This is a genomic window from Colwellia sp. TT2012, assembly GCF_001440345.1.
In the GTDB taxonomy this organism is placed as follows: domain Bacteria; phylum Pseudomonadota; class Gammaproteobacteria; order Enterobacterales; family Alteromonadaceae; genus Colwellia.
The window spans coordinates 1-23,637 of the sequence record NZ_LJYX01000006.1 but is presented as its reverse complement, the minus strand read 5'-3'; the positions used below and the strand labels follow the sequence as shown (position 1 = coordinate 23,637).

The window sequence follows — 23,637 nt, the reverse complement described above, 5'->3', positions numbered from 1 at the left end:
TGAATATTAACCTATTAAGCTCATTAAATATGGCCCATAACTATTCTTCATCATTGGCTTTGCTAATGTTTTTATTTCTTCAGCCGAAAGCCAATTATTATTAAATGCTATTTCTTCTAAGCAAGCTATTTTAAAACCTTGGCGATGCTCTATAGTTTGCACAAACTGCCCTGCCTCAAGCAATGACTCATGTGTGCCTGTATCTAACCAGGCAAAGCCACGACCTAACATTTCTACACTTAGTTCGCCTTTTTCAAGGTAAGCATTATTAATACAGGTAATTTCTAATTCACCTCGGGCTGATGGTTTAATTGATTTAGCAATTTCAACGACGCTATTATCATAAAAATATAAACCTGTTACCGCATAGTTCGATTTCGGCTTGAGCGGTTTTTCTTCAATAGAAAGGGCTTTCTTATTTTCATCAAATTCAACCACACCAAAACGTTCAGGATCTTTTACTTGATAACCAAAAACGGTTGCACCTTTACCTTCTTCCGCTCTATTTACTGCATCTTTTAACTTTGGTGAAAAACTTTGCCCATAAAAAACATTATCGCCAAGTACTAAACAGACACTGTCATCACCAATAAAGTCTTCACCAATAATAAATGCTTGTGCTAATCCGTCTGGGCTAGGTTGTATCTCATAAGAAATATTAATACCAAACTGGCTACCGTCGGCTAATAAGCGCTTATACCCTGACATGTCTTCAGGTGTAGAAATAACAAGCACATCTTTTATTCCCGCCAACATTAATACTGATAATGGATAAAAAATCATTGGTTTATCATAAATTGGCAACAACTGCTTTGAAACACCTTGAGTGATTGGATACAAACGTGTACCAGAGCCACCGGCTAAAATTATACCTTTCATGCAATTGTCTCCGTTGCACCTAAACGTTCACCTAAACGTTCACCACTATAAGAACCATCTAATACACGGCTCCACCATGTTTTATTTTCTAAATACCAAACAACTGTTTTTCTAATCCCTGAATCAAATGACTCTTGTGGTGTCCAGTTTAATTCGCGTTCAATTTTACTGGCATCAATGGCATACCTGACATCGTGACCTGGGCGATCTGTCACAAATTCAATTAAGCCTGCAAAGCCATTATCATTTCCACTGGCAAGTGAATGATTATTTTCTGGTACTAATTCTTCTAATAGACGACAAATAGTTTTTACAACATCAATGTTCGCTTTTTCATTATGGCCACCAATATTATAGGTTTCACCTACGTCACCTGTAGTTGCCACTAAATAAAGGGCTCTGGCATGGTCTTCAACATATAGCCAGTCACGAACTTGTTGGCCATTACCATAAACAGGTAAAGGTTTACCTTCCAAAGCATTTAATATCATTAGTGGTATTAACTTCTCAGGAAAGTGAAATGGTCCATAATTATTCGAACAATTAGTAATAACCGTTGGTAAGCCATAAGTTCTAAGCCATGCCCTAACTAAATGATCACTAGCAGCTTTCGAGGCTGAATAAGGCGAACTAGGCGCATATGGTGTAGTTTCAGTAAATAACTCTTCAGGTCCTGCTAAATCACCATATACTTCATCGGTAGAAATATGATGAAAACGAAATTGTCCTTTTTTATCTCCCGAAAGAGCTAACCAATATTTTCGCGCAGTTTCAAGTAAGGTATACGTACCGATAATATTTGTTTCAATAAACTCTTTAGGGCCATCAATAGAACGGTCCACATGACTTTCAGCAGCTAGATGCATAACAATATCTGGATTATATAACTTGAATACCCGCTCTAGTTCACTACTATTACAAATATCAATTTGTTCGAAGTGATATCGCTCATTATTTGCTACACACTGAAGGGAGTCTAGGTTGCCTGCATAGGTCAATTTATCAATATTCATAACTTCATCAGATGTATTCTCGATGATATGACGAATAACGGCTGAACCTATAAATCCGGCTCCGCCAGTAACTAATATTTTTAACATGTACTTAAAAATTCCTTATACCAAGGCATAGCCTTTGCAATACCATTAAGAATTTTAAACTCTGGCTCATAGCCTAATTTTGTTTTTGCTTTGCTAATGTCAGCTTGAGAATGACGCACATCTCCAGCACGAAAGTCTCGATAAATTGGATCAGTACTTGCTTCAATAGAATTATCATTTAATGCTTTTTGAATTGATTTATACAACTCATTTAATGTTGTTCTATCACCTACCGCTACGTTATATATATTATCTTTAGCTTCGTCTTCCGCCGTCGCAGCCAGAATGTTCATCTGTACAGTATTTTCGATAAAACAAAAATCGCGACTGGTTTCACCATCACCATTGATGAAAACATCTTCACCTTTGATCATTGATGCGGTCCATTTAGGTATTACCGCGGCATAAGCGCCAGCAGGATCTTGACGTTGGCCAAATACATTAAAATAACGTAGACCTATTGTTTTAAAACCGTATGTTTTTGCATATACGCCTGCATATAATTCATTGACGTATTTGGTTACCGCGTAAGGCGATAGTGGATTACCAATTTTATCTTCTACTTTGGGTAATGCTGGATGATCACCATAGGTAGAGCTGCTTGCTGCATAAGTGAAGCTTTTCACCTTTGCCTCTTTAGCCGCTTGCAGCATGGTTAAAAAGCCGGTGATATTCGCTGCATTTGTTGTTATTGGGTCTGCAATTGAACGTGGCACTGAGCCTAAAGCAGCTTGATGCAGTACATAATCTACTGTACTGTTATTATAGGTAAGCGCTTTTTCACAATCTTGAACGTTGCAAATATCACCTTGGTGAAAGGTAAATCCTTGCCATTGCTCTTTACTCACTAATGATTTAACTTCATCTAAATTATGTTGATGACCTGTGGCAAAGTTATCAAGGCCAACTACTTTTTGATTGAGTTTTAATAAATGCTCTAGAAGATTTGAGCCAATGAACCCTGCGACACCGGTTACTAGCCAAACTTTAGGTTCTGCTAGTAATTCTTTTTTTATTTCATTATATCGTGACATTTTAATTCTCAATTAACTCATTAAGGGTAAATCTACATGTGCTTAAAGAACAATGGATCTTCGACTAGAGACTTCGAAGATGACGTTCAAAAACAAAAGCGCGAATAAATTCCCGCCTACAAGGTGCTTCCTGTAACAACGTGAATAAACCCCCACCTACAAGGTGCTTCCTGTAACAACGCGAATAAATTCCCGCCTACAAGGTGCTTTCTGTAACAACGCGAATAAATTCCCGCCTACAAGGTGCTTCCTGTAACAGCGCGAATAAATTCCCGTTTACATTTATAAACGCATATCTACTGATTCTTTAGGTAATAGGTATTTCAAGTCATATAAAACATGGTTTTCTTTCCCTAATGCTCTAATACTTTTAGCACCTAGCGCTTTGAATTCGTTATGACCTACCGCTAAAATAATGGCGTCGTAGCAGCCTTTATCAGCTTGCTCAATTAGTGATAAACCATATTCATGTTGAGCTGCTTCGCTTGAACACCAGGGGTCAATGATATCGACATTAATGTTGTACTCTTTCAGCTCACTGACGATATCAACTACTTTGGTGTTACGTAAATCAGGACAGTTCTCTTTAAAAGTTAAGCCCATCACTAAGACATTGGCACCTTCAACATGAATACGTTTAGTTAGCATTTTTTTCACTAACTGAGAAACCACATAAGCACTCATGCCATCATTTAATCGACGACCTGCTAATATTATTTCAGGGTGATAGCCAACAGCTTGCGCTTTGTGGGTTAAGTAATAGGGATCGACACCAATACAGTGACCACCGACTAAACCAGGTCGAAATGGTAAGAAGTTCCATTTTGTGCCCGCGGCTTCTAAAACTTCCAAGGTATCAATATCAAGTTTATTGAAGATAATTGATAGTTCATTAATTAGAGCTATGTTTACATCACGCTGGATATTTTCAATAACCTTTGATGCTTCTGCAACTTTAATGCTGGATGCTTTGTGGGTACCAGCCGTGATAACAGACTTATATAATTGGTCTACTATTTCAGCAATCTCTGGAGTTGAGCCACTGGTAACTTTTAAAATATTGGTAACTCTGTGTTCTTTATCGCCAGGGTTAATTCGCTCTGGAGAATAACCCGCGAAAAAATCTTCATTAAAGGTTAAGCCGGATACACGCTCAACTTCGGGTAAACAGACTTCCTCGGTAGCACCTGGGTATACCGTTGACTCATAAATAATGATATCACCTTTGTTAAGCACTTTGCCTAGCATTGCACTGGCTTTGATAAGAGGTGTTAAGTCAGGTTGTTTGTGTTCATCAATGGGGGTAGGTACTGTAACGATGTAGACATTACAATTTTTCAAATCATCAACTGAGAATGAATATGACATGAAAGGAGTTTCTTTCAATTCTTCATCACTTACTTCTAACGTTGCATCGTGGCCAGCTAATAATTCTGAAATTCGAGCTTGGTTGATATCGAAACCGAGTGTTTGGTACTTTTTACCAAACTCAACGGCTAGTGGTAAACCTACGTAACCTAAGCCGATAACACCTATCCTTAGGTCCTTTAATGATGTGTTCATTTTACTTCACTTCTTAATTGAATTAATTATTGCGATTTAGGTTTTGTACCTAAAGCCTTTTTGTATTTCTAATGCTATAGCCCGAAGCGCGAATAAATTCCCGCCTACATGATCTCATGGATTCCCGATAATACAACTCGGGAATGACGAACGAGCCCCATGCGCGAATAAATTCCCGCCTACATTTTTTATTTATGTGCTGCTAAAATATCACAAATACGCTTACAGGCTTCACCATCACCATAAGGATTATGAGCAAAGCTCATGGCATTATAAGCCTCTTCATTTGTTAGTAATAAACTCAATGCATCCGTAATTTTGTTAATTTCTGTGCCTACTAACTTAACCGTACCTGAAGCAATCGCTTCGGGGCGTTCAGTGGTATCTCTCATTACTAAAACAGGTTTACCTAACGATGGTGCCTCTTCTTGAATACCACCAGAGTCAGTTAAAATAATGTGCGCTTCATTCATCAGATATACAAAAGGAAGATAAGATTGTGGTTCGATTAAATGAATATTAGCTACATTTTTCAAAATACGGTTAACGGGTTCTTGCACATTTGGGTTTAAGTGTACTGGGTATAATATTTGACAATCTGGGTGTGTTTTTGCAGTAATTGCCAATGCTTCACAAATACGTTCAAATCCGCCACCAAAGCTTTCACGGCGATGGCCGGTGACTAATATTAATTTTTTAGACTTATCGAGCATAGGAAATTGTGCTGCTAATGTTTGCTTTAAGTCAGTGTCATGCTCTATTTGTTTTTTAACTAGCAGCAAAGCATCAATAACTGTATTGCCAGTGACATAGATATCAGCTGCAGAATAATTTTCTTTTAATAAATTTTCTTTTGATGTTGCCGTTGGGGCAAAGTGAAACTTGGTTAAAGCCCCGGTAAGTTTACGGTTACCCTCTTCTGGCCACGGAGAATATATATTACCTGTTCTAAGGCCTGCCTCAACATGTCCCACTGCTATTTGTTCATAATATGCGGCAAGACTTGCAGCAAATGTTGTTGCGGTATCACCATGAACTAATACTATGTCTGGTTTGAACTCTTTTAAGACCGGTGTTAGTTCAAGAATTATACGGCTGGTAATTTCAGGTAGTGTTTGACCCGCTTTCATCAAGTTTAAATCGTAATCCGGAGTGATTTTAAAAAGCTCTAGCACTTGATCTAACATTTCCCTGTGCTGTGCGGTTACACATACTTTAGCTTCAAAACGATCATCTTTATCTAACGCATGAACTAATGGCGCCATTTTAATTGCTTCTGGGCGAGTTCCGAATACTGTTAATACTTTCAATTTATTCATAATCTTTAATTCTTAAATTTATTTATTGAGATTTAGGTTTTATACCTAAAGCCTTTTTGTATTTATAAAGCCAGAGTTCAAGCTCTGGATTCAGCCCAAAGCGCGAATAAATTCCCGCCTACAATGACTCCATGGATTCCCGAGTTGTATTGTCGGGAATGACGACGAACCCCCAAGCGCGAATAAATTCACGCCTACAAAATAATTACTTATCCGATTTATATTCGTAATTGTAGTAACCGTAATAGCCGTAGGCGTTACTGGCTTTTTTAACAACACCGTTAAATACTACACCTTTTACGTCTATGCCGTTTTGTTCAAAACGTTGACGGGCGTAATCAATTTCTTTAATGGTATTTTGACCGAAACGAGTCACCAGTAACATGGTACCCGCATGACCGCCAACAATAGCGGGGTCTGTTACCGCTAATATAGGTGGGGTATCAATCAATATGATATCGTAGTTAGCTTTTATTTCGGTGATCAAGTTACTGAAATTTGCATGCATAAGTAACTCTGAAGGGTTGGGCGGTACTTGCCCACGGGTAATAAGGTCTAAACCGGCAACATTGGTTGTTTTGGTTACCTGCGCAAGTGTTTGTTGTCCAGAGAGATAATCCGACAAACCATTTTCCCACTTTAAACCAAATTGCTTTTGTAAATAGCCTTTACGCATATCCGCATCTATAATCAGTACCTTTTGACCACTTTGCGCCAGCACAGCGCCTAAGTTTGCGGTGATGAAAGACTTACCTACCTCAGGCGATGGACCAGAGATGGCGATAATATTGTTTTTTGCTTCCATCATGGCGAAGTGCAAACTGGTACGTAAGCTACGCAGGGCTTCTATCGAAAGATCTGCTGGGTTATCTACCGCCAATAACTTATTAATTTTGTCGCTCTGCCGTTTCTTGCCTTTAGTTAAGCCTTTAGCTATTCCTTTAGTAAAGCCCTTAGCAGAGCCTGTCAGTTTAAGTTGATGGCTAGAATAGGGCACACTGGCGTAAACGGGTAAACCAATGGCTTCAATTTCGCTCGGGTCTTGCACACCTTTATGTAATGCTTTTTGTACTAACACTATGGCTATGGCTAACATACCACCAAGCATGGTTGCCATGACCACTATTAAGGCTTTTTTAGGTTTTACTGGTTTGGTGGTGTTCACTTCGGCAACATCAATAATACGGACATTACCGACCGTACCGGCACGAACAATGTCTAACTCTTGCACTTTACCTAATAACATCATGTAGATTTCGTTACCTACTTCAACATCACGGGTTAAACGCAGTAATTTTTGCTGCAATTCAGGTAAATCCGCTATTTTTTGCGCTAAGCCATCACGTTGTTTTTGTACGGCTGATATTTGCTCAACTATGCCTTGATAATTTGGGTGATTACGTTTGAACTTGCGTGACATGGCTAAGCGTTCAAGATCAAGTTCTTGCAACTTGGTATCAAGCTCAATAATTTGCTCTAATACCCCTTGGGTTTCTAGGGTGATGTTTACCGATTGTTGATTTTTTTGGTAATCATTAAATAACGATTCCGAGTGTTCTAATTGTTGTTTGATTGCCGGTAACTGTACAGCTAAAAAATCAAGTGAACTTTTAGCTTCTGCTGAGTTACGTTCAACATTGCGGCGTACATAAATTTGGGTAATTTCATTGAGCACCCTTTGACTATACTCTGGACTTTCATGCTGAAAGCTTAAATTGACTATGCCCGAATCTTTGCCCTTTTCACTGGCACCAATGGCCGCTTGCAGATCTAAAATAGTATTTAATCTGTCTTTACGCGCAATAATAAATTCTGTGCCGGCTCGAGCAATTAGCGTTTTAAGTGTTAGAGTGAAAGTGCCATTGCTTACCTCTACGCCGACCTTGCCAGTAAGTATTTTTTCACCATCGCCAGATAACAGGGTAAAAGTATTATTTTCACCGGCTTGTACGATATAACTTCGATTGATGGCAAACTTAGGTACATCAAAACGGAATATATCAATTTGTTCTCCACCCCAGGCGTAACTGGTCGCACCAAAACTAGGTATAGCTAAGTCGCCTGGCTTTATTGCATTGAATTTTCTAAAACTACGGCCGCCGATTATTGGGAATAACTTAGCTTGTGCCACAATATCTAGTTGTAAATTATCTACCGCTTCACCGATGACAGAACGAGATTTTAATAATTCAATTTCAGTAATTGACTTAGAGCTACTTTCAAACATACTGGCCATATCACCAAGCCCAGGCATCGCACCGCCGCCTTCTTCTACCTGTATCATCGCCGTTGCTTTATATATAGGCGTAGAATAAATAGCAATAGCGATACCCACTAGGGCAAAAACAGCGGTAACTACAGCGATAAATATTTTGCGATCAAGCAAGGCACCAAACAACGCCATTAAATCAATTTCATTAGAGGCAGAAGTATTATTGTTACCCTGTTGATTTAGCACTGTTGCTGGTTTTATATTTTCATTCATAGACATATTTGGAGTAACTTTTAATAAAGGGTACTAATACCCGTAGGTATAACTTTTAAACTTGATAATTTTAATTTTAATTTTAATTTTTAGTTAAGTTTAAATTTTTTTATTGGCTCTGGTTTCCGTTCTTGTTTAGCCATGCTTTTAACTCGGCTTTAAATATATTTTGTCCAAGCGGTGCAGGCTCTATCAATTAACTGATAAACATGGTCAAACGCTTCATGACTTTGACGGTAAGGATCCGGTATTTCGGTATCATCAAGCCATTTACCCAGTAAGAAGGTTTTTCCTCTGGCTTGCGGATATTGGCCCAATAAATCTGTTAGGTGCCGCTGTTCCATTACCAGTATCAAATCATTTTCAGCGATTAGCGCTGAGCTTAATTGACGGCCTTTATGGCCGCTCATATCAATATTTTTTGTTAAGGTAATACTGCTTGCTGTTGCTTCTGCGCCTTTACCGACTAAAGCGGTTAAGCCCGCTGAAGAGACTTTTATCTGACTAGCCGCTGACTTGTCTTGCAGCTTATCTTTTAACTTATCTTTGAATAAGTATTCTGCTGTCGGGCTGCGGCAAATATTGCCGGCACAAACGACTAAAATAGCGTTAAACATGGCCATTAGAAGAAAGCACCTTGTGTTTTAATGGTAGAAATATTTTCCAATGCTTGTACCGTTGGTACTAGTTGGCTAATTAAACGATTCCAACGAGCGATAGGCGCTGTGGTAACATAAATGATATCGCGCGGTTGTAATTTAAACTGGTCTGCCAATACTAAAGCCACAACATTTTGTGCATATAATTGATATACATCAGCAATAATGCCTGCTTCATTTTCTGGGCGTTTACGCAGCACAAAAATTCCATTGGCATTGGCGGTTCGTTCATTTAAACCACCGACATCACTTAAGGCTTCCGCCAAGCTTAAACCATAGCGATTAATTTCAATGCTACCGGCTTTATTTACATCCCCTAAAACAAACACTTTTTGGTTATCGGAGCGGTTTACATGAATAATATCACCATGTTTAAGTAGTCTATTTTGACTTAGATCACCCTTGGTATAAAAGTCATCAAGCCTTATGGTTTCGGTTTTCTCGCCACTGGTAAAAGTAATGGTACGCCAATCGGCTCGTTCACTTAAACCACCCGCTTGGTTAATGGCGTCTATTAAGGTGAGTGGGATTTCGGTTATCGGAAATACCCCCGGACTTTTTACTTCACCGGTTACGTAGACTCTTTGGCTTCTAAAGGCAACTACTTTAAGATCTAACTGCGGATTTTCAATGACTTTACCTAGTTTTTGCCTTAATAACCAATGTAACTCTTTGATAGTTCTACCAGCAGCTTTAACATTTGCTGCATAGGCATAGGTGATAGTACCATCGGCTTGTATTCTAAAACCGTCAAATTCTGCGGTACGTTGTACAGCTGCGGGAATGGTTAACTCTGGATGGTCCCAGACACCAATAGATAAGACATCACCAATGCCCAAGACATAATCATAATCTGCAGTGTTTATAGGGCGGTATTTTTTAGCTGGTGAGTAGGCTTGTTGACTGTCGTTTAATCGAGCAATAAGTGCCGAGTCAATGATGGATATTTTAACCTTTGATAAGTCTTGTTCTAGGGTAGAGGTGTCAGGCTCAACATCTATGCCTTCCATATGACTACCGGGAATCATACTACAACCGCTCAGTATCACTAGTGATAACGAGACAACCAATTTTTTAGAGTATTTTAACATGCTGTAGATTTTCCATTCCTTCGCTAACTGCGCGCAACTGCCCTGTTATACTTGCGGTTTTGTGCAAGATAGCACTTTTAACAATGGGTGCAGTGTTTGCTTTTTTATTTAGCTTTTATTTAGGTGTTATTTTGCCTTTTTACAGTACTATTATTTGTTATTACTTAACATTCTGTATTTAAAGGATAATTTATTTTTTATCTTTATTATTTAAGGCAGATAAGTTGTGTCCTATTTTTGGAGCACACGATTTAAAAGCTTTATTTGCGCAGAATCTTACTGAAGAAATAGCTCATTGTCTAGTTAGAAAGTAGACATTACCTTGATTTCTGTAGTAGCGCATTGGGAAAAAATCAAGTTTTAAGGCTACTACTTTTTACTGTTTTCTAACTATCATTTATGTGGTATGAGTTATGGCTTGAGGAGAATATGCATCCTGCATTCTCTAATAAGGTACGTCCTTGAATTAGGTGTGGCTGGTTGTTTAAGCTGTTTTGACCTTGATAAATACCACTCATTTATTGGTAAATAGACAAAGCAATATCACCACTATTGACGCCATTTTTATGACGACAAATTAGCTTGTATAAATAACGCTCTTCATCTAACATCTACAAACTACAATAGATTTTGTACATTACCCTGAATTTTATAGTAATAAGTGACTCATCTCTATAGAATCCTTTAGTAATAAGCTACTCATGATTATATATTTTATAAGGCAATTAAAAATGAAAAAAATAGTTCGCGCAACGCTAGCTGCCAGTATCGCTTTGGCTTTAACCGCTTGTAACAATGATAAAAAAGATGCCCCTGTGATTGAGCCACCTGCTCCAGTTGTTCCAGCAACATTGGATATTTCTGGTGCTGCAGTTAAAGGTGCATTAATTGGCGCCAAAGTTCAAATATACAGAGCAAGCGATGTTGCTTTGGCAACACCACTTACTACAGAGCCTGCAGATGTACAAACAGATGAAAATGGTGATTACACGGCGACTGTAGTAGACGCCAGTGGTAATGCTATTGTTGGCGCATTAGTGGTTACCATTACCGCTGATGGTGACACGGTAATGCGTTGTGATGCTGCAGTAGTGTGTGCTGATGGTACGCCTCGTGGAGAAAACATTCCAAATGAAGAAATTGCCGGTATATCAATGAGTACCCTTACTTTCGCTGCAGTTGATGCAGATGGAGACAGTATTGCAATTGACGCTGATGCAAACACCTTTACCACAATGGCTACCGATGCGGTATTCGCTCAATTAGCGATAAATACAAACTTAGACATTGATAACCTTTCTGTTGAAGGTGTTGTGGCCTTGCAAAAAAATGCCTCTTTAATAGTTGGTGAAATATTGGGCATAGATTTATCAACAACTAATATTTATGATATCAAAATTGTTGACTCTACCGACACTGTAGCTGTAGCTGCTGCGGCGACTGAAGCTGGCGACAGTGCCAATGTTACCACTCAGTTAACCTCGTTTAATGCGGCACTTGCTGTTTTAGACACAACGGATAGTACTATTAGCCAAACTATTAACAACTACGTACAAACAGTTGCTGTTGTTTCAACAACTTTAGTGGACGCTCTTGCTGAAGGTACTGATATCGCTATTGCCTTAACCGACCCAGATGCAGTGACTGCTCTAGCAGTACTAGCTCCGGCTCAAACAGCAATATCTGACGAAGCTACGACTATTCAACAAACAGTACAACAAGACCTTATTGATGACGGAATAGACATTGTTATTGAGCCAGTAGTTATCCCTGCTACTGTTCCTCCAATTGAAATTGACCTAGGTGACATCATTGTTCCTACAGGTGCAACTGGCGGGACTTAATTAAGTTATTAATAACTTAATTAAACCCGCCTATATGGCGGGTTTTTTTTGCCAAACACTTTCATTACAACCCACTTTACTTTTTACTTTCTATTTTACTTTCAACCTTATTTGTTTTAATTCACCCTGCTAGGATTTCTTTAAATGAAGCGCTGTATTCTTTTCGCATTGGCTTTGCTGCCTGCTGTTACTGTTACGGCTGAACCTGAGGCCACCATGTCTTTTCAAGGTTATAGCGGTTTAATCAATACCCCCACGGCCAAATTATTTGATGAAGGCACCTTTTACCTACAATATGGTAATCAAGTTGAAACCAGGGATGGTTATCGCAATGGTGATAATTATAATTTTGGTATTGGTTTGTGGGAATATGTTGAGGTTTCAGGGCGCTTAGCTGAGTACAAGGACCCTAATGGTGGCAGCAGTCCGACAGATTTATCAGCAAATATTAAACTAGCTATGCCTTTTATTCCCAAAGATTGGTTTAGTTTAGCGTTTGGCATACAAGATGTCGGTGGTGCTGCCAACTTCTTTGATGCTCAATATGTTGTGGCCTCAAAAACAATTTTTGATGATGTTAATGTTTCCCTCGGCCTGGGCAAGAGTGATTCAAACCAGGGTCGCCTTGATGGCGTTTTTGCTGGTATTGCTTGGCAACCTTATGAGTGGGTAAAACTCTCGGCAGAATATGATGCCGCCGACACGCAATTAGGTTTGCATATATCATCACCTAAAAGCTGGCTTAGTAGCGGTATGCAATTAACTACTGACCTACTGGTATCAAGTAGCAACGAAGCGCTTAAAGATGATTTTTACTATGGACTAGGATTAACTATTCCTCTGGATTTAAATGCGACTGATCATTCATCGCCATACCACGAACAAAACAGCAATTTAGTACATACGCAAGCATATTCATCATCAGAGGGTGTTGAGCCTGACGTTGTCGAACGCTCTGCTACCGCTGAACGCTTACGAGTATTAGAGCTACTAGCTAAAGAAGGTTTTGCAGCGATTGAAATTGCTGAAGCGGATTATAATACTGTCTATGTAGAACTAGAAAACCACGTTTATAACCGCAACCAAATAGATGGACTGGGTGTGGTTTTGGGCATCCTCAGTAAACATATTCAACACAATTACTCGCACTTTAAACTGGTACTAAAAGAACGAGAAATCCCTATTTTAGTGGTTAGAGGTAGTTTAGCTGAATATGATGCCTTCTTAACCGATAACCAACCCTTAAAGCTTGATATATCTACCGATACTTTTGGCGTTCAACGAATAAACACTAGCGCTGATTTACAGGATGCTAATAGCTCATGGCTAAAGCCGCGTTTTACTTTCTGGCCAGGTATTGTCTCTAGAATAGGTACTGAGTTTGGTGTATTTGACGCCTCTCTCGCTTTGATTAGTCACCTTGAAGTGCCATTATGGCCTGGTGCCGCCATAACGGCGCAGCACACCAAACAAGTAGCGGAAACAAGCAACTTTGAAGAGGGTGAAGTTTTTTCTGATTACAAACAAACAACCGGGCTGAATGAATACAGCTTTCATCAGACCTTTTCATTACCCTACTCGATAAAGAACATGGCTTTTGTTGGCCGTTATCGTGATACTTATAATTACTTAGCGAATGAAGTTCGTTGGCAAAGTTTTGCTGGTAGCCATAAAGTTAACCTGTTAACAGCAAGGTATGAAAACCAGATCACACCAGAAAGAGAGCATTATGACGGTTGTAATATTTTATTTCTAAGGTGTTGGAAAAAAGCAGAGCCGCAACAACGAGATGTTATTGTCGCTAAGTACCGATATTATAATGCACATTTTAACGCCTCGGCGGAAATACAACTAGGCCAATATTGGCAACAAGATAAAGGTGTCGTGGTTAAATTAGAGCGAATGTTTGGCGATGTTACCCTTAACTTAACCTATAAAGATACCAAGGTAGATAATGAAGAAGCCAATCAATTTATTGGCTTGGGTTTTTCAATCCCGTTAACGCCACGTAAAGATTATAACAATAGGTATTTTCAGGTAAGAGGCAAGCCTAAATGGCAGTATTCAGTGAATACGCTGGTTGGAAAAAGTCATAATAACCTAACTCCAGGTAGTGGCGATAGCACCCAGCTGTTTTATAACCTTGATAGTACCTTTTATAATAACAATCGTTTAAGCAGTGAGTATATTTATGAAAATTCACCGCGTTTAAGACAAGCTTACTATCAAGCACGTTAGTCAAGCACGTTAGTCAAGCACGTTAGTCAAGCACGATAAGGATGGCTAGGTTGTGGATGGTCGTCATCTTCGAGTGCTCTTGTTGAAGATCCAGCCCAAAGCGCGAATGAATTTCTAAGTAATGCGCGAATAAATTCCCGCCTACGGAATTTACGACAAAATAATTCGGGAATTTCGGCTAGCTCAGCGGTAAGGACACTTCTACTTGCAAGCCACCTTGCGGGTGGTTGTTTAAGGTTATTTGACCTTGATGACCATCACTAATTTCTCGGCAAATACTTAAACCAATACCACTACCATCTGCTTTGGTTGAGTAATAAGGTAAGAAGGCTTTGGTCAGTACTTCTACTGGCATACCGGCGCCAAAATCTCTCACTGTTATCACTAATTTACCTTGCTGACGGCTGACGCTAACAGCACTATCTTTATCTGGGCATGCTTGTTGGGCATTTTTAAGTAAGTTTATTAATAACTGTTCAATCTGGCTCTCATCACCTGAAAACATCAAGCTAGTATCTTGGTAACTTAGGCTAAACTGATACAGCTCTTGCAATTGTTTTAAGGTTTTTATTAGATCAAATGTTTGCTTTTGTGGCCTCGATAACCGCGCCAGCTGACTGTAACTTTGAATAAATTCTGCCAGCTTATTTATTCGCTTAGAGATAGTGGCAAATACTCGTATTAGTTGTGGTTCATTTAAACGCTCTGCTAGGATATTGCCGCTATGACACATAGAGCTTATCGGGGCGATAGAGTTATTAAGTTCGTGGTTAATGACCCGTATAACCTTTTTCCACGTTTGTAACTCTTGTTGATGCATGGCTTGGGTTAATGGTTTGAGTAAGGTTAATTGGTGACGACTGCCGTGCAATTTCAACTGATGGCGCGACAAGTGCCAGCTCTGCGCTGTTTTAGCGCTTGGCTCACCATTAACACTGCTATAATTTAACAGTAATTGAATAATGGCATTGTCTTTATCATGATGCGGAATAAGTTCAGGTAGCGTTTCATCGAGTAGATTTTTCCAAGACAAACCCAGCATACTCTTTTGCTTAAAAAAGTACTCTGCGGCGCGATTCGAAAATATTATCGTATCTCTGTGGTTCACTAATACCGTGACCACATCGGAAGCATTAACCACTTTGTCTAACAGTAACTCTCGCTGATAAATAGCCTGTTTCTCTTGTCGTAACTTATCTGTCACTTGATTGAACAACGCTAACACTTCATGCTGAATTTTATTTGCTTTAGTCGCTTTATTTTTTTTAGGAACGCCCAAACTAATGGAAAAATCACCATCTTGTAAGTTACGTAAGCCATGCAACAACGTTTGCAGTATCTGGTTATTTTGTCGGTGATATTGACGAAAGCGCAGCGTCGCTAAGGTAATTAACAGTATTGAACTTATAGCGAATAACCAGGGCGAACAAGGCAATAACAGTATAAAACTAGCGATAAAGACAATATTAAGCAGAATTAATTGGATAATTAACATAGCGTTTCAACTAACATAATGTCTCGACATCTATTTGATATTTCTCTATACGGCGATATAACGCTTGTCGGCTTAAACCTAATTCGGTGGCACTATGTTTAATAACACCGTTATGTTTAATTAATACCTGCTCTATCTGTGACTTTTCATCGACCACTGAGCTTTCTGGATTTGCATCGAGCTGAAAATCACTGAGTGTTAGTAGGTTATTATCGGCAAAAACTAACGCGCGCTTACAGGCGTTTTCTAATTCACGTACATTGCCCGGCCAAGCATGACTTGTTAATGCATGTTTAGCTTCATCGCTAAGTGAGTAATCACTACCAATAAAGTACTCAGCTAACGGCACAATATCTGCCTGCCGCTGTGCTAACTCGGGTAAATGTAGTTCTATTACGTTTAATCTATAATAGAGATCTTGCCGAAAGGTGCCTTGTTGCACAGCTAACGTTAAGTCGGCATTGCTGGCACTCAGTACTCTGACATCTACTTTAATAGTTGTGCTAGAGCCTAAACGTTCAAATTCACCCGTTTGCAATACTCTCAGTAATTTCATCTGACCCGATAAGGGTAAGTTGGCTATTTCATCTAAGAATAACGTGCCGTTATCTGCGGCTTCGAAACGACCAATACGCGCTTGATTCGCACCAGTGAAAGCGCCCTTCTCCGCACCAAAAAGCTCTGCTTCCATTAACTCATGCGGTAAAGCGCCCATATTCACTTTGATAAAAGCATTGTTAAAACGTGGCGATTGTTGATGAATATAATCAGCCAATTTTTCTTTGCCTGAGCCATTAGCACCGGTAATTAATACATTGACCGTAGCACCAGCAACTTTGCCTGCTTGGGCAATCAGCTTGTGCATTATTTGGCTTTGATAAATAAAGTCTTGTGTTGGTTTTTTGTTGTAATCAGTACTATTTTTTTCGTTAAGTTTTGCTTTAGATTTTTGACTATATTGGGCCACCAATTCAAGCAGTTTATTATCGTCCCACGGTTTTTGCAGGTAATCTGTAGCACCACCTTTCACCAAGGCAATAGCCGTTTCTAATTGCGTCCACGCGGTAATTAAGATGATGGGTAAATCATTGTTTAGCGCTTTTAAGGCATTAAAAAGTGATTTACCTTCTTTACCGGAAGTGATGCCTTGAGCAAAGTTCATATCTTGAATAACTAAATCAACACACTGATGAGCTACCGCCAATAACGCTTGTTTCACATTTGTAGCGGTTAATACCCTGTACCCATGCAAACTCAATAACAACTCAAGCGCTTCAAGAATATCAGGGTTATCATCAACGATTAATATTTGTGTCATGCTGTTCCTTTAAAGATATCACCATCCTGTAGGCGGGAATTTATTCGCGCATCACTTAGGAATTTATTCGCCCTTTCTTACGGGAATTTTTACAAAACCTGCGCGATTAAAATCACGCCTACACCGTCCTGGTCGCAATTACCGGTGGAATATTACTGGTCTGTATCGCTGGCAGTAAAGTTGCCAAGGTACCGGCAACAAAAATGATCGCACTTGCTAATAAAAACAACATCATATCTGGTTTACTCAAGCTTATATACTGACTCAATAAAATATTGAATGCTAACGTCATGCCAATACCTAACAGACAACCAATAGCATAAACCAACCAATTTTCCGTGAGCACATATAAAAGAATGTCTTTTTTACGGGCGCCGAGTGCTCGCCTTATGCCAATATATTTCTTCTGACGCGATATATGAAATTGTGAGTAAGCATAACTACTGATAGCGGTAACAAATACCATTAAGCCACATAACATTAAGAACAATTCGGATAAACCTTTATCATCACGATAAAAACTTTGCATGTGCTCTGTCATGGTAAAAATCTTAAAGATATCGCGCTCAGCTTGTACCTTAAGAATAGTCGCTGATACTTGCTTACGAACAGCCGACATCTGCCCGGGCTCAACATTTAAAAGGTAATAACTCCCCCTAAATATGTATTCCATGATGCCATTAGAAAATATGCCATATTGTTTATCATCAGGAACAGTAGGATTAAATAAAATATCTTTTATTACACCAACAATATGACCTCGATTGGTTTCGTGACCTAAAGCCGATTTTTCTCCATACAAGGCTTTTTTTAAGGACTCAGTAATCACGACATTACCGTTTCCCTCACTACCAAAATCACGTTGATCATCTTTTGTTAAAAATCGTCCTTCTAATAAAGCTAACGCTAAGGTATTACCCAAGTTTTCATTGGTCATCATTATTTTCACATATTGTAAATATGGATCAATGCGGGCTCTATCGGGATCATCCAAGTCATAGACATTAGCTGTGTTGCCACGGTAAGAAATAGGTAATTGATTAGCTAAAGAAACATTTACCACCCCCGTTAAAGCTTTTAATTTTACTAAGTCTTCACTAACAATTGAACGATAATAATCCAGATCACGATAATTTCCTGAAGTGGGATTCAATGAAACAATCAAGATATTTTCATTGTCCATACCGGTATCACGGGCTATGCCAGCTCGAGTATCAAGCGCTAAAATAACACTGTTAACTAACAAACCTAAGGTGATAGACAGTTGTAAAATTAACAGACCAGTGGTGAATTTTCGTAATAATAATGATTTAAGTAAGGCATTAATATTCATAATTTTTCCTTGAGGTAAGCTATTTAAGCTCAGCTGAAATAGTATAACGATTAGCACGATAGAGCGGGTATAAAGCACTGGCGACTGAGGTTAATAATGCGATTAACATGCCTAGTAACAATACCTTAGGCTCCAAAATTGCAATATTAGCTAAATCAGGTAAAAAGCTAACAGACAACTTTAAGAATAACCAGCTTAACAATAGTGAGACAATACCCGTAAACAGTCCCAATAAAACGCTTTCAGTTAAGCCTTGCATCAACATATGTCGATTACTTGCTCCTAGAGCTCTACGTAAACCTACTTCAAATTTAGCGGCATGAAAACGTGATAACAACAAACTACTGGCATTGAAAACACAAACAAACAAAAATAATATCGATGCTAAGGTAAAAGCTAATATCTTATGATCAACTACCTTATTAACAACTAACCACTCAGTAACATCATGTAATTCATTACGAATAGCTAGCGGATGTTGCCCTGCTACTTTTAAACTTTTACTGTAATTATCTAAATAGCTTTGTAATGCTTGTCTATCATTGCTACTTGGTAATTCAAGCCAAGCTTGTAAATAATAAACATCTCTATCACGGGTTTGTGCTACGTGAGTATAATTATCCGTAGAAGAACTTCGAGCATGAATAGACCAATTTAAATCCATTGCTGTTTCAAGTGGAGCGTAAATATCATCGGTTAGGCTAAAGGCGTGCCCATCGGTAGCATGATAAAATAATGGCCGTAGTGTCCAAGGTTTTAACACACCTACAATGGTTAATAACTCACCATCAAGCTCTAATACTTTACCAACACTATTTTCACCAGCAAATATTTTTTGATTTAATTCATCACCAATAACGATTTCCATACCGTGACTTTTTTCAAAAGCAGAGCCATAGGCAAAAGGTGCATTACTTAGTTTAAAAAATCCAGGTGTTGTGGCTCTTACGGCTGAATCGAAACGTTTCATGCTTTTAGATTCAGCATCTCGCGCATAAACACCTGAGGCATAAAATACCGCACTACGTATACCAATGCCTGACTCAGATATTTTCATGGCATCGCGATAACGTAAAATATAAAGTGGCTGCTCATCCGGTGGATTATCTTCTGGCCAGGTATTCATACTAATATGAATTAACGTGTCACTTTTTTCGGGTATTGGGTTACTCGCCATCGAATTAACTAACGCCAGGTTGGCACAAAGTACACCAACACCGATAGATAAGGTAAGCATGATTAAAAAATACAAAGTCGGTGCGCGTTTGAAGCTCTGTATTGCTAATGATAAGTTATAGCTGAACATACTAGCGCTACGCATCTGCCACCTCCGCACTTACCACAGCAGTTTTCTCAGTATTTCCCTCGGCTCTTTCTAGTGGTGCGTATATTCTAAAATCAGCCAGCTGGCCATCAATAACCTGAACATTTCGGCTCACTTCCCGTGCTTGGTCTGGATCATGCGTTACCATAATAATAGTAGCGCCGCCTTTGTTAAGATCATGCAATATTTCCATCACTTGCCGCGCCATTAATGAATCAAGGTTACCCGTTGGCTCATCTGCTAATAATATTTTAGGTTCACCCGCTAGCGCTCTTGCAATAGCAACTCGCTGTTGCTGTCCACCTGAAAGCTGGCTTGGTAAGTATTTAAGTCTTGATGCTAAACCCACTTTTTCTAGCGCTTCTTCAACTCTACGTTTGCGTTCACGGGCATTAAAACCACGGTAGCGCAGGGGCATGTCAACATTGTCAAAAATACTGTAATCAGGAATAAGGTTATAGTTTTGAAAAATAAAACCAATTTTTTCATTTCTTAAACGTGATAGCTCATCGTCTTTTAAGCCTTGTACGCTAACACCATCTAATTCATATTGGCCACGGTCAAAATTATCTAACAACCCGGCAACATTAAGAAAAGTAGATTTACCCGAGCCTGAAGGACCTGTTACCGCAACAAACTCCCCTGCTTTTACATTTAATGAGAAGTCTCGTAGTGCGTGTGTTTGAATGGTATCCGTTTGATAAATTCTAGAGATGTTGTTCATTTTAAGCATGGTACATTCCTTTTAAAATATGGTATTACATGTTGCCTTAGGCTAAACATGCGCCAGTAAGCCTTGGCCTATTGATTTGAGTGTTTTTTATATGTTTAGTTATTTATGCAAAACAGCGTTCATTCAATCGTCAGTAGATTAATCAGCTAAGTAAATTTTTACTGCTTTATTAAAATCGTGATAAGCTGAAGTTATTACTTGTTGGCCAGCCTCTATCCCGGAAGTAATTTCGATATAATCAACGCTACTTGCTCCCGTAGTAATTGCTGTTTTGTTGGCGTAACTGTCTTCAACAAGCTTGAAGATATACTTGCCACCAAATGAACCCATAAAGGCACCGCGTTTAACCATAAGCACATTTTCTTTTTTCTCAAATTCAATGCGGGCGTTTATACGTTGGTTCTGTCTTAATTGAATTTTTGTAGAATTTATAATTTTGGCGCGTACCGTGACTTGATTACCTTTAACTTCGGGTGAAATTGCAATGATTACCCCGCGTATTGAAACCCCTGCAATTTTCATTGCCACTTCCAAACCCAGACCTAAATCATCTGCGTAGAACTCAGGTACGCTTAACTCTGCTTCATACTCAGATAAATCTACAATGGTCATAATCGCGGTGTTCGCAGCAATGGTGTTTCTCTGCGCTACTAGCCAGTTACCTACCACGCCACTTAACGGCGCTTTAATAGCTAGGGCATCATGCCGACGTGATAATTCATCGAGAATCAACTGCTCTTTTTTTACTAAAAACGCTCTATGTTGCTGTTCGAAATATAACCTTTCTTTAGCAAAAGATACTCTTTTTTGCGCATGTTCAAATAAACGTGTGGCATCAGTTACCGCATCCTGGTTTTTTAGCCAATCAACCTCGCTAATAATTTGTTTAGCGAAGGATATTTGTGCCCGTTGAAATTCGCGCTTAGCAACATTTAAACTCGATTGCGCGGTATTCATGTCACTTTCCAGATTAAGTTGCGCTTCTTTATCCGCTAAAATACCGCGGTTGGCATTAATGCTTAACTGCTCAAGGGTAGTTTGTTGCTGTTTGATTAAAGCGTCTAACTCTGGACTAATTAAGCGTGCGACAATTTGGCTTTCTTGCACCGCTTCTCCTGGTTTGGCCAGCAGTGTTATTTTACCAATTTCGGTGTTATAAAGTTGTGGAGCATTGGCCGCAACAGCTTTGCCGGAAACTACAACGTCACGGATAAGGTCTCCTCTGATCACTGTGCTTATATTAACGGTGCTACTGTCAATAGTCGGTATTGAAGAGTACCACTGAGATAGGGTTGGCAAAGTAAGATAACAAAGGCCAAATAAAATGCTTAGACTGAGCAGTATTTTCTTTACCGGTACTTTCTTCGGATTAGCAATTACTTCATCCTGTCCACTTGTTCCTGCGATCATGTAATTCTTCTAAGTTAACTTTTGATAACCTAGTGTTGCAGGTTCAGTGCCAGAAAATATAATCCCGTAACTAACTGTAATTAATGAAATAATTATTATTTGGAAATAACTGAGTGTCCGAACGGACACTCGACCTGTCCGTTCGTGTCCACTGGTCAGCATATGGACACTGTCGAGTAGTGAGCATAGTTCAATGAAAGGTAACGCAAAACTGAAACTAGAGCTCAGTTCCAGTAATGTTTGTAGGTTAATGGTAAGAGTACAGGCTACCAATTTTGTCTGTTAACAAACGCTCTTGGTTTTTCGTCTTGATGAAGTTGGTTATAGGTTTTTATTTTTCTGTTTCGACCCAATAAAATTTTAATTTGATAATACGACTCTCTGGCGAGGGTAATACCGGGATTACTCCACCAGCTTTTATTGTATAGTTTTTTGGTCGCGGCAACTGCATCGGGTGACTGTTGGCAAATGGCTTGTGCTAATTGTAAGGCTTTTTCAGAGGGTTCTACGTCTACATGAGTAACTAAGCCATAGTTAAGTGCTTGCTCAGCATTAATAATGCCTCCTGTCATAGCAAGTTCTTTAGCAATATCTAAGTTAACTATTTCCTTTAACGCAGTAGTGCCACCCATATCTGGTATTAAACCCCACCGCGCTTCCATAATAGCAATGGAGGTATCAGGCGCAGCAATTCGAAAGTCACCACCTAAGGCAATTTGCAAACCTCCTCCCCAACAGCGACCGTGCAAAACCATGATCACTGGTGCTGGTATTTTTCTCCAGCCCGTAGAAACATACTGAGCTAAATTAGCCTGCCAAGGTAACCATTTGAACAATAGCTGTAATGGTGCCTTGGCCGATTTCATCACCGCTTTAATGTCTAAGCCGGAACAAAAATCTTCACCCTTACCTTCGACAATAACCGCCCTTATCGAGCGGTCACGCCGCAAGTCGTTAATAGTGTCGCGGATAGCATAAAACATTGGCATATCCAGAGCATTATGCTTTTTAGCCCTATTGAATTTGACGTAGGCAATATTATTTTTTATTTGCAGTTCAATGCGTTTATCAATGTTATTCGTAGTCATAGAAGATCTGCTTCTAATGTTAATATCGAGTATCATAACCAAGTTAACTTATCTTAAATAAAATGTCGATTGTAAAAGTAACTCTATCGCTCAGCATAAATAAACTAGCAACTCTCAGACAGCAAAAAGCCCGCCTACAAATGCCCGTAAGCGGGGATTATTCGCGCTGGGAACTTGTTCGCGCCAATACTTGTTCGCACCTTCAAAAATGCACGATTTCAAAAATACGGGATTTCAATCCCTACAAAATGCGCGATTGAAATCCCGCCTACAAATGCCCGTAGGCGGGAATTTATTCGCGCTCATTAGTAATGGCTTCAAATCCAAGACAGCAAAAAGCCCGATTCTTTTGAATCGGGCTTCTCAGTGCCTAAGCACAAATAGAAGTTTAGCAATGTCCTACTCTCACATGGGAACTCCCACACTACCATCGGCGCAACTGCGTTTCACTTCTGAGTTCGGAATGGGATCAGGTGGGGCCACAGCGCTATGGTCGCTAAACAAAAAAAGGTACAATCTAGAAATTTGATATAAAAAGTTTTACAAAAGCGGTTCAAGTAACACGAGTACGTGTTTTATATATTTAAAATGTCAGTCTCATACACACTTTATAGTTCAAAACTACTTGGGTGTTGTATGGTTAAGCCTCACGGGCAATTAGTATCAGTTAGCTCAAGACCTCGCAGTCCTTACACACCTGACCTATCAACGTTGTAGTCTCCAA

At 39.2% G+C, this 23,637-nt stretch carries 17 protein-coding genes and 2 rRNA genes; 2 read left to right on the top strand and 17 right to left on the bottom strand.

All coding sequences use genetic code 11. From position 1 onward, the window contains the following. Nucleotides 1-6: 6 nt before the first annotated feature. The 8 genes from rfbA to ASU03_RS01825 all read right to left on the bottom strand — a co-directional run bounded on the left by rfbA (nt 7) and on the right by ASU03_RS01825 (nt 10,130). Nucleotides 7-879: a glucose-1-phosphate thymidylyltransferase RfbA gene (gene rfbA / locus ASU03_RS01860; RefSeq protein WP_057830213.1), complete on the bottom strand. Its 873-nt coding sequence runs from the start codon at nt 877-879 to the stop codon at nt 7-9. After that, complete coding sequence (gene rfbB, locus ASU03_RS01855) at nt 876-1,979, bottom strand: dTDP-glucose 4,6-dehydratase (RefSeq protein WP_057830212.1); 1,104 nt, start codon at nt 1,977-1,979, stop codon at nt 876-878. The genes rfbA and rfbB overlap by 4 nt, the downstream gene beginning before the upstream one ends. Next, a complete protein-coding gene (locus tag ASU03_RS01850; protein ID WP_057830211.1) occupies nt 1,973-3,013 on the bottom strand; it encodes an NAD-dependent epimerase/dehydratase family protein in 1,041 nt (346 codons plus the stop codon). The genes rfbB and ASU03_RS01850 overlap by 7 nt, the downstream gene beginning before the upstream one ends. Before the next feature lie 282 nt (nt 3,014-3,295). Continuing rightward, the gene (gene tviB, locus ASU03_RS01845) at nt 3,296-4,576 is read right to left on the bottom strand and encodes a Vi polysaccharide biosynthesis UDP-N-acetylglucosamine C-6 dehydrogenase TviB (protein WP_057830210.1); all 1,281 of its coding nucleotides are present in this window, start codon (nt 4,574-4,576) and stop codon (nt 3,296-3,298) included. Between the two features lie 188 nt (nt 4,577-4,764). Next, nucleotides 4,765-5,886 carry a non-hydrolyzing UDP-N-acetylglucosamine 2-epimerase gene (gene wecB / locus ASU03_RS01840; protein ID WP_269432990.1) on the bottom strand — a complete coding sequence of 374 codons (1,122 nt, stop codon included), beginning with the start codon at nt 5,884-5,886 and terminating at the stop codon, nt 4,765-4,767. A gap of 214 nt (nt 5,887-6,100) precedes the next feature. After that, the gene (locus ASU03_RS01835; protein ID WP_057830208.1) at nt 6,101-8,386 is read right to left on the bottom strand and encodes a polysaccharide biosynthesis tyrosine autokinase; all 2,286 of its coding nucleotides are present in this window, start codon (nt 8,384-8,386) and stop codon (nt 6,101-6,103) included. Between the two features lie 152 nt (nt 8,387-8,538). After that, entirely contained in the window at nt 8,539-8,997 is a 459-nt protein-coding gene (locus ASU03_RS01830; protein ID WP_057830963.1) for a low molecular weight protein-tyrosine-phosphatase, read from the bottom strand. Between the two features lie 5 nt (nt 8,998-9,002). Continuing rightward, nucleotides 9,003-10,130 (bottom strand): polysaccharide export protein, encoded by a 1,128-nt coding sequence (locus ASU03_RS01825; RefSeq protein ID WP_057830207.1) that lies wholly within the window; start codon nt 10,128-10,130, stop codon nt 9,003-9,005. A gap of 731 nt (nt 10,131-10,861) precedes the next feature. On the opposite strand from ASU03_RS01825, the gene ASU03_RS01820 reads away from it, so the two are divergent. Together ASU03_RS01820 and ASU03_RS01815 are read left to right on the top strand one after the other, a co-directional pair. Beyond that, a complete protein-coding gene (locus ASU03_RS01820; RefSeq protein WP_057830206.1) occupies nt 10,862-11,974 on the top strand; it encodes a hypothetical protein in 1,113 nt (370 codons plus the stop codon). Between the two features lie 144 nt (nt 11,975-12,118). After that, nucleotides 12,119-14,212, top strand: coding sequence for a YjbH domain-containing protein (locus tag ASU03_RS01815; protein ID WP_057830205.1), 2,094 nt, complete (start codon nt 12,119-12,121; stop codon nt 14,210-14,212). A gap of 178 nt (nt 14,213-14,390) precedes the next feature. On the opposite strand, the gene ASU03_RS01810 is transcribed toward ASU03_RS01815, so the two are convergent. From ASU03_RS01810 to ASU03_RS01770, 9 genes are all read right to left on the bottom strand, one after another. Next, nucleotides 14,391-15,707 carry a sensor histidine kinase gene (locus ASU03_RS01810; RefSeq protein WP_057830204.1) on the bottom strand — a complete coding sequence of 439 codons (1,317 nt, stop codon included), beginning with the start codon at nt 15,705-15,707 and terminating at the stop codon, nt 14,391-14,393. Between the two features lie 10 nt (nt 15,708-15,717). Further along, on the bottom strand, nt 15,718-17,025 hold the full coding sequence (locus ASU03_RS01805) for a sigma-54-dependent transcriptional regulator (protein WP_057830203.1): 1,308 nt from the start codon (nt 17,023-17,025) through the stop codon (nt 15,718-15,720). A 118-nt stretch (nt 17,026-17,143) separates the two neighbouring features. Next, on the bottom strand, nt 17,144-18,358 hold the full coding sequence (locus tag ASU03_RS01800; RefSeq protein ID WP_057830202.1) for an ABC transporter permease: 1,215 nt from the start codon (nt 18,356-18,358) through the stop codon (nt 17,144-17,146). 19 nt (nt 18,359-18,377) lie between these two features. After that, the gene (locus tag ASU03_RS01795) at nt 18,378-19,679 is read right to left on the bottom strand and encodes an ABC transporter permease (protein ID WP_057830201.1); all 1,302 of its coding nucleotides are present in this window, start codon (nt 19,677-19,679) and stop codon (nt 18,378-18,380) included. Then, nucleotides 19,672-20,415, bottom strand: coding sequence for an ABC transporter ATP-binding protein (locus ASU03_RS01790; protein WP_057830200.1), 744 nt, complete (start codon nt 20,413-20,415; stop codon nt 19,672-19,674). The genes ASU03_RS01795 and ASU03_RS01790 overlap by 8 nt, the downstream gene beginning before the upstream one ends. Nucleotides 20,416-20,553: 138 nt before the next feature. Beyond that, complete coding sequence (locus tag ASU03_RS01785) at nt 20,554-21,825, bottom strand: efflux RND transporter periplasmic adaptor subunit (RefSeq protein ID WP_057830199.1); 1,272 nt, start codon at nt 21,823-21,825, stop codon at nt 20,554-20,556. A gap of 266 nt (nt 21,826-22,091) precedes the next feature. Next, nucleotides 22,092-22,913, bottom strand: coding sequence for a crotonase/enoyl-CoA hydratase family protein (locus tag ASU03_RS01780; protein ID WP_057830198.1), 822 nt, complete (start codon nt 22,911-22,913; stop codon nt 22,092-22,094). Nucleotides 22,914-23,299: 386 nt separating this feature from the next. Then, nucleotides 23,300-23,414: ribosomal RNA gene (rrf, locus tag ASU03_RS01775) — 5S ribosomal RNA — on the bottom strand. A 135-nt stretch (nt 23,415-23,549) separates the two neighbouring features. Next, nucleotides 23,550-23,637 (bottom strand): 23S ribosomal RNA (locus ASU03_RS01770); the annotation flags it as partial.